This window comes from Thauera butanivorans NBRC 103042, from assembly GCF_001591165.1.
Taxonomy (GTDB): Bacteria; Pseudomonadota; Gammaproteobacteria; order Burkholderiales; family Rhodocyclaceae; genus Thauera; species Thauera butanivorans.
Genome location: NZ_BCUG01000099.1, coordinates 1 through 7,601 on the forward strand (window position 1 = coordinate 1; position 7,601 = coordinate 7,601).

The following is a 7,601-nucleotide window of genomic DNA, read 5'->3' on the forward strand; positions in this document are numbered from 1 at the left end:
GATCGCTGCATGGCCCGGAAATATGATACAAATCATGTGCAAAATAGAGTAATTTGGTATCAAATAAATATCATCCTCCTCTTGCCGCGCCGACCATGACCAGCCCGCACGCTCTCAGCACCGCCTTCGATCCAGGCTCGATCGCCGTCATCGGCGCTTCCGACACGCCCGGCTCGGTGGGCCGGATCATCTTCCGCAACCTGCTCGACGGCGGCTACCGCGGCACGCTGCACGCCGTCAATCCGAAATACGACAGCCTGCAGGACCACCCCTGCCTGCGCTCGATCGAGGACATCGGCCGCCCGGTGGACCTCGCCATCATCGCCACGCCGGCGCGCATGCTGCACAACATCGTCGCGCAGTGCGGGCGCAGCGGCGTGCGCAACGCCGTCATCGTCGGTGCCGCCGGGCATGTGCTCGAGCGCCGCATCGTCGACACCGCGCGTGAAACCGGGCTGCGCCTGCTCGGCCCGGGCAGCCTGGGCATCGCCCGGCCGGGCAGCGGGCTCAATGCCGCGCTCACCCGCATCGCGGTCAAGCCGGGCGAAATCGCCCTCGTCTCGCAATCCGGCGCGATGTGCTCGGTGGTGCTGGACTGGGCGCTGACCAACGACGTCGGCTTCTCGTCGGTGATCTCGCTCGGCGGCACCGTCGACATCGACTTCGGCGAGACCCTGGAATACCTGATCCACGACTCCCGCACGCGCTACATCCTGTTGTACGTGGACCGCGTGCACGATGCCCGCCACTTCATGAGCGCGCTGCGCTCGGCCGCGCGCGTCAAGCCGATCATCCTGCTCAAGGCCGGCCGCCACGGCGACGGCGCCGACGGCACGCGCACGGTTTCAGCCGACCTCGTGTTCGACGCTGCCATGCGCCGTGCCGGCGTGGTACGGGTGCAGAACATCGACCAGCTCTTCTTCGCCACCAAGGCGCTGTCCTGCGGCTTCCAGCCGCGCACGGACAGCCTGGCGATCGTCTCCAACGGCAGCGGCCCGGCCGACCTCGCCGCCGACCGCGCCAAGGACCTGGGCACCGAGCTGGTCGGCCTCGGCTCGCCGACCATCGCCGCGCTCGAACGCCTGGGCGGACGCGAGCGCCGCTGCCACAACCCGCTGGACCTCGGCGGCGACGCCGGCCCGCTGCTGTACCGCGACGCCATCCTGGCGCTGGCCGACGACCCGGCGGTGTCCAACCTGCTGGTCATCCTGTCGCCGCATGCGCTGGTCGAGCCGGTCGACGTCGCGCAGGAGATCATCGAGCTCGCCGCCCGGCTGCGGCTCAAGCTGTGCTGCTGCTGGATGGGCGGCGGCCAGGTGGCCGAGGCGCGCGCGCTGCTGGCGCAGGCCGGCATTCCGGTGTTCAGTTCGCCCGAGACGGCGATCGAGCTGTTCCACGACATCTCGCGCTTCCACCGCAGCCAGGCGCTGCTGCTGCAGACCGCCGGCGGCGCCAGCAGCAGCGCCCAGCGCCGCACCGGCGGCGCCCGCGTGCTGGTCGAAGCCCTGCTCAACCAGCGCCGCCACACTTTGTCGGCGATGGAGTCGAAGGCGCTGTTGCGCAGCTTCGGCATTCCGGTCACGCCCACCACAGTCGCGCGCGACGCCACCGAAGCCCTGTTCGTCGCCGAGCAGACCGGCTTTCCGGTGGCGATGAAGGTCGACGCCGCCGACATCGCCAGCAAGTCCGACGCGGGCGGCGTGCGCCTGAACCTGAACACCGCCGAATCGGTGTGGAGCGCCTACCACGACATCGTCGACACGATTCACCTGCGCCACCCCGGCGCCCGCATCAACGGCGTCTCGATCGAACCCTACCTGTACCGCCCGCAGGCGCGCGAATTCAACATCCGCATCGACCGCGACGCCACCTTCGGTCCGGTCATCAGCCTGGGGCCGCAGGACGCCCCGGCGCTGCGCGCCTTCGCGCTGCCGCCGCTGAACGCGGTGCTGGCGCGCGACCTCATCGACTCGGCGATACCGACCGAGGCACAAGGGCCGCAGGGCACGGCCGGCGTGCTCAAGCGCAGCGCGATCGAGGAGATGCTGGTATCGGTGTCCGACCTGGCCTGCGAACTGCCCTGGGTGCGTGCGCTGGAGATCGGCCCGCTGATCGTCGATGCCGACGGCGCCATCGCCGCCGATGCCCGCGTCGCCATCGACCAGGGCCTGCCCGCCGGCAGCGACCGCTACGCCCACATGGCGATTCACCCCTATCCGCTGCACCTGGTGCAGGAGTGGCAGATCGGCAACGGCCGCAGCATCCGCACCCGCCCGGTCCGTCCCGAGGACGCCGGGCTGCTGCTCGCCTTCTTCGACACGCTCAGCACCGAGACCCGCTACCTGCGCTTCATGGAAACGATCGAGGAACTCAGCCCCGCGATGGTCGCGCGCTTCACGCAGATCGACTACGACCGCGAGATGGCGCTGATCGCCACCACCACCGACGAGGCCGGCGCCGAGCAGATGATCGGCAGCGCCCGCTACGCCCTCGCCACCGATGGCGAATCGGTCGAGTTCGCCCTGGTGGTCGGCGACGGCTGGCAGCGCCACGGCCTGGGCCGCCGCCTGATGGGCGCCCTCATCGAAGTCGCCCGCGCCCGGCGCTACCGCAACATCTTCGGCGACGTGCTGGGCAACAACGCCAAGATGCTGCGCCTGATGCACGGCCTCGGCTTCCTGGTCCAGCCCCACCCGGAAGAAAACACGCTGCGGCGGGTGGTGAAGGTGTTGCACGGGAAATAGGCGCAAGGAATCCTTTCGCCGTTCAGCCCGTTTCCTTCCGGCGGAACACGAGCGGGCGACCGTTGTGCGAACGCTTGACGAGCCAGGCGGCAAGCGCCGAATCCATGTAGTCGGCATGGCCCGGAAACCACTCGGCCAGCGCACGCCCATACGCGCGCGCAACGTCGACGTTGCCTTCGCCGACGAGGCGCTGGACGTCGCGGGCCGCCCTCAGGACCTTGTCGTGCTCCTCGATATGGCACTCGCCGCCGCCGGGGAAGTCGGGAGAGCCGAGCCAGTCGTCCTCCTGCTTGAAATGCGCTTCGGCATGGCGGACGAAGGCAGCCAGCGCTTCCGGCACTTGGGCATCGGTCGCCCTCAGCAGTGCATCGACACAGTCGACGAACTCACGGTGGGTATCGTCCATGACGGCCTGTCCGAGCAGGTAGCGATCACTCCAGCCGAAACCCTCGGCCTCGCTCATGTCGTGCCTGTGCATGTCGTCCCCTCACCCTGCCACCGGAGCCGTCCCGGCGAGCCGGCCTCCGACCCGGTGGTAATTGCGCTGAAAGTAGGCCAGCCCGGCTGTGCCATGCCCCAGGCTCACGGCCCTGACCTCGCAGATGAAGAGGTCGTGGGAACCCAGTCCGTGCTGCTGCACGATCGTGCAGTCGAAACTGGCCAGCGCCCCTTCCAGCGCGGGACTGCCCGTTGCCAGCGGATGCGCGGCGACACGCGACAAGCGTTCGGGCATCGTGATGCTGCGATCCGAGAACAGCCCGGCGACGTCCTGCTGGTCTTCCGCGAGTACATTGACGCACAACACGCCGTTTCCGCTGAAAACCGGATGCGCGAAGGAAGCGCGGTTGATGCAGGTAAGCAGGGTCGGCGGCTGATCGGTGACGCTGCTCACGGCCGTGGCCGTGATGCCCGCGAAACCCATGCGCCCATCCGTGGTGATGACGGTGACGGCGCCCGCCAGACGAGCCATGCCGTCGCGAAAAAGATCGATGCTGACCATCGCAGCCTCCCGGTTTGCTACCCGCTCCGACGCCCTGTCGAATGGCCGGAGCGGGATGATGGAATGAATATGCGCCCGATTCACGCCCGGTGCGCCGGTCACCACTTGAAGGCCAGCGATGCGCCGACCCAGTGCTGCGACATGTCCACCGCGATGCCCGAGCTGGGCCCGCTGCCCTTGACCTCGGAGCCGAAAGCGCGGGCGTACATGAACGACAGCTCGCTGTCCGTGCTCAGCGCATACGTGGCGCCGAGGGTGAAATGCTTCCGGGGCGTCACGGGCGCCAGGTAGTTCAGGGTGGCGTTCGCGCTGCTGACGATCTGCTGCCCGTGGCTGAAGCCGGTGCGCAGGGCCAATGACGGCGCCGCCTGCCACGACACGCCGACCCGGGCGAGGGTCTGGCTGCGCCAGCCAAAGCCGGGCTCGGCCGATATCAGGGCATTGGCCAGCGACTCCAGGTCACCCCATTTCACGCGCATCACATCGGCAGCGATGACGATGTCCGCCGTCGGACGCCAGGCCACGCCGATTCCGTAACGCTCCGGGATGTCGAACTCGCCGTGGTTGGCCAGCAGATTGCGGTATCGCTTCAGCTTGCCCATGCGAATGCGGGACGAATACATCGCGCCGAGGGTGATGCGCTCGGTCACCTGTCCCGACCACCCGAGCTTGAAGCCCAGGCCCGTGGATGAATCGCTCCCGGGGCTTTCGACGCCGAGCGCGTCGGGAACGCCCTCGACCTCGAAGCGCTGCCAGGCGAGATCGGCCGAGATACCGATCGCATGGCCCGGCGCGAGCTTGAAGGCGTAGGTCGGCGACGCGATGACCTGGGTCAGTTCAGCACTGTCCTTGTCGCGCCCGCCCAGCAGGGGCACGTCATATACGGTGCTCACGCCGTTGCCATAGACCGAGACGCCGATCGACTGCCGGTCGTCGATGACCCGGTTGTAGCCGAAATCGGGGACGGGAATGGCCTTGACGCCATCGCCGTCGAAGCGCGTGCCGCCAATACTGGATTCGGGGGAAACGATGACCGCCGACAGCCCGAGGTCGAGGCGGTCGCCCACGAAGGCCATGCCCGCCGGGTTGTTGGCTGCGGCAAGCGCATCCTGCGGCAAGGCGATGGACGCGCCGCCCATGCCCATGGCCTTGATGCCGTAGCCGTGGGGCATTGGGCCGTTGGTTGCGTGGGCGGGTGCGACGCAGGCCAGCGCGGCGGCGGCCGCGATGCACAGGCCGGCGGGACGAGACGAGAGTCTGCTTGGGGTATGGGACATTGTGATGCTCCGGAATGCGTTTTCTGTATTTTCGAAACGCCGGCCAGCGGGCGGACCACGGCACGGCCGGCGGCGTCATTGGATTCAGGCCATCTGCGCAGCCTCATCGATGAGGCGGCCGGTGGCTTCCGGATCGTAGAACCAGGCGGACAGGCTCCTTGGGTCGTTGAAGGCGTCGGCGAAGGTCTGCGCCAGCCCGGTGTTCTGCCCGCAGTGGCCGAAGAACTGCAGGACGTGGGGCGGCGGCGGCACCAGCATGCTGTTCGTGAAACGGGCCGACCATTGAGCGTAGTCCCAGTACCGTTCCGCCAGCGCTTCCATCCAGCCGCGGTCGAACGCCGCGCCACCCCGGGCGACGATGGCCTCCAGGTACATGCTGGCGCCCTTGGCGGCATTGTTCGAGCCCTGACCCGTCATCGGGTCGTTGAGCACCAGCACGTCCCCCATGCCCAGCACCGCCTTGCCCGACGGCAGCACGCCGACGGCCTTGCGCACGGTGGGCGTCACCCGGCCGAAGAGAATGCCGTTGTCGTCGGTCAGGCGAATGTTCTCGAAGCGCGGGGCCTCCCACGGGAAGAATTCGGAGATCAGCGCCTTGGTCATCGCGAGATGATCGGCCGGCGTCGCCACCGAATCCCAGCGGTCCATCGGGCCGCCGATGACGCATTCGATGTTGATGATGTCGCAGGCGCCGCTGTGGGTCTGGCCGGGGAAATGCACCAGTTCGCCGATGCCGGGATTGATGTTGATGTTCAAGGCCGAAAAATCATCACGCGGCACCATGCCGTGGACATAGGTAAGCGCGATCGCGCGCTGGGGGCGATCAAAAGCACAGCGCGCGGCGTCCCGCTCGAAGAGCTTGCCCAGGTCGCCCTTGCCGGTCGCCACGAGCACCAGGTCGGCGGCATCGGCCAGGCGTTCGAGCTCATCCATATCGACGTCGCCGATCAGCAGGCGCCCCCCGAGGCGCTGGAATTCATCCATCCAGCGGGGCATCTTGAGCCGCTGGTCCAGCGACTGCCCCCTGGCCGAAAGGCGCGAGCGGAAATCGATCATGGGTCCGGACTGCGCATTGCCCGCACGGATATGGACCCCTTCTATCGGCGGGCACGATGCGTCCCAGAAGGCGATTCCCAGTTCCCGCTCGTGGCTCAGGGCCATGTCGTACATGGACTGGCTGGAGAGGATCCGGCCTTTCGAGATTTCCTCTCCGGTGCGGTTGGATATGATCGTGACCGAATACCCTTTGCGGACAAGTCCGATTCCCAACTGGAGGCCTGCCTGGCCGGCTCCGACGATAGTGATGCTGCGCACGATTGAATTCTCCGAGTCCGAATGTTTGTCGAAATCCCTTGCTGCGGGAAACGTCAATTTCGGCCAAGCGCAACATGTGGGCTATGCATCTTCTGCAAATCGTGTGCAATGAGTGCATCCGGAAAAACAAAACGCCGCAAGCCATTCACCAGAAAGCGAGCGGCAAGATTCACGGATTATTCCTGAGCGTATCGCTTGGCGATTCTCCATAGCGTTTACGGTATTCGGCGGCAAAGCGGCCCAGCTCGAAGAACCCCCATCTGGTCGCGACCTGGGTCACATTCCTGCAGCGCCCGGCATCGAGCAATTCCTCCCGCACTTTTTCCATGCGCAGATCCTTCAGATAGCGCATCGGCCCCATGCCATGGAATCTCCTGAAACTGTTGTACAGCGTGCGCAGGCTGACACCGCCCAGGTCCGCCAGTTGCTCGTTGGTCATGGCGGCATCCGGATGGGCGTGCATGTAGTCCTCGACCACCTTGAGGTGCCGCGGCAGAATTCCGGGCTCCGGTCGCCGCAGACTGTCGCTGAGGCTGTTTTCCTGCCAAAGCAGCAGGCCGGACATGATGAATTGCTCGAACTGCGCCCGCATCAGCGGATGCGCCACGAGTTCGGGGCTCTGCTGAAAGCCGCGGAGGAATTGGCGGATGGACATTTCCCACGCCTTGCCCCCGCCTCTGCAGGTATCCAGCGCGGTATCGAAGCGCAGCGGACAGCGCAATGCCCTGCCCAGCAGGCTTGCCGCATGACGCTCGATGGCCTCGCGTTCGATGCGGACTGCCAGTTTCGAGCAGTCCACGCTCCAGTTCATCGAAAACGACTGGCCCGGACAATGGATCGTTCCATTGCCGGGCCGGCTCAATCGGAGCTCTTTCCCCGATTCGATGCGGCTCTCGCCTTTCAGAGGCAACTGCACCAGGAAGAAATCATCCAGTTCCCGGGGAGTAATGCGGACGTCCGCCCCATAGCCCATTACGCTGAAACTCACGACAGCGGTCCGTAAATAGCGGTGCTGATAGTTCAGCCTGCCATTCCGCTCCGTCAGATCGAGGCGGTGGTCGCAGAATATCCCCGCCACCATTGCCCGCGCCTCATCCGGATCTTCGGACCGCAACAGATCCAGTGTCGTAAGTCGATCGATCAGCATTGCACACCCCGGCCGATAGTGCTGCGGAAGATTTCAGTCGGCCGCCATTTCCACCCCGGCGCGGCCAGAGCGGAGAATCGCGGCCATCTCAGCTTGCGCCGGCCATGCCCTTCGCCTTC

7 protein-coding genes are annotated in these 7,601 nt (G+C 66.4%); 2 read left to right on the forward strand and 5 right to left on the reverse strand.

Annotated elements, in window-relative coordinates:
- The first annotated feature begins 95 nt into the window (after nucleotides 1–95).
- Nucleotides 96–2,744: a bifunctional acetate--CoA ligase family protein/GNAT family N-acetyltransferase gene (locus TBU01S_RS22095; RefSeq protein ID WP_068639646.1), complete on the forward strand. Its 2,649-nt coding sequence runs from the start codon at nucleotides 96–98 to the stop codon at nucleotides 2,742–2,744.
- Between the two features lie 22 nt (nucleotides 2,745–2,766).
- On the opposite strand, the gene TBU01S_RS22100 is transcribed toward TBU01S_RS22095, so the two are convergent.
- The 4 genes from TBU01S_RS22100 to TBU01S_RS22115 form a co-directional block, all read right to left on the reverse strand.
- Nucleotides 2,767–3,207, reverse strand: a complete 441-nt coding sequence (locus TBU01S_RS22100; protein ID WP_068639647.1) for a bacteriohemerythrin — start codon at nucleotides 3,205–3,207, stop codon at nucleotides 2,767–2,769.
- A gap of 24 nt (nucleotides 3,208–3,231) precedes the next feature.
- Entirely contained in the window at nucleotides 3,232–3,744 is a 513-nt protein-coding gene (locus TBU01S_RS22105) for a flavin reductase (RefSeq protein ID WP_068639648.1), read from the reverse strand.
- A 98-nt stretch (nucleotides 3,745–3,842) separates the two neighbouring features.
- Nucleotides 3,843–5,021, reverse strand: a complete 1,179-nt coding sequence (locus TBU01S_RS22110; protein ID WP_083953797.1) for an OmpP1/FadL family transporter — start codon at nucleotides 5,019–5,021, stop codon at nucleotides 3,843–3,845.
- Nucleotides 5,022–5,105: 84 nt separating this feature from the next.
- Nucleotides 5,106–6,077 carry a styrene monooxygenase/indole monooxygenase family protein gene (locus TBU01S_RS22115; protein ID WP_245651017.1) on the reverse strand — a complete coding sequence of 324 codons (972 nt, stop codon included), beginning with the start codon at nucleotides 6,075–6,077 and terminating at the stop codon, nucleotides 5,106–5,108.
- Nucleotides 6,078–6,180: 103 nt separating this feature from the next.
- On the opposite strand from TBU01S_RS22115, the gene TBU01S_RS24935 reads away from it, so the two are divergent.
- Nucleotides 6,181–6,447, forward strand: coding sequence for a hypothetical protein (locus TBU01S_RS24935; RefSeq protein ID WP_245651018.1), 267 nt, complete (start codon nucleotides 6,181–6,183; stop codon nucleotides 6,445–6,447).
- 57 nt (nucleotides 6,448–6,504) lie between these two features.
- On the opposite strand, the gene TBU01S_RS22120 is transcribed toward TBU01S_RS24935, so the two are convergent.
- Complete coding sequence (locus tag TBU01S_RS22120; protein ID WP_083953798.1) at nucleotides 6,505–7,482, reverse strand: AraC family transcriptional regulator; 978 nt, start codon at nucleotides 7,480–7,482, stop codon at nucleotides 6,505–6,507.
- Nucleotides 7,483–7,601 lie beyond the last annotated feature (119 nt).